The organism is Pseudoalteromonas sp. GW168-MNA-CIBAN-0100, from assembly GCF_040309225.1.
GTDB classification, from domain to species: Bacteria; Pseudomonadota; Gammaproteobacteria; order Enterobacterales; family Alteromonadaceae; genus Pseudoalteromonas; species Pseudoalteromonas arctica.
Genome location: NZ_JBEOOL010000851.1, coordinates 1 through 251, shown reverse-complemented (window position 1 = coordinate 251; position 251 = coordinate 1). Strand labels below are relative to the sequence as shown.

1 pseudogene is annotated in these 251 nt (G+C 36.7%); it reads left to right on the top strand.

Features of this window, described 5'->3' with window-relative positions:
• Positions 1-251: pseudogene (locus tag AAEY62_RS23695) on the top strand (hypothetical protein); the annotation flags it as partial.

Genomic DNA, 251 nt, shown 5'->3' with positions numbered 1-251 from the left:
ATATATGGGTACGCGAAATATAGCGTTGAATTAGCTCTATCAGCGCCTCAAATGAGTTTTAGGTTTTTTGAAACAGACATTCTAGAACGTTACTCGAATGACCCTCGATTTGATTTCGAGTTTCAAGATTTTAGTGGTCAAATATCATGTAAATATGATGATGAAGGTAATCCAATACTTAGAGAGGAAGATCAAATATTTTTAAAATCATTTGGTCTGGGGTTTGACTCATCTGGCGCTAGGGTTGTCGC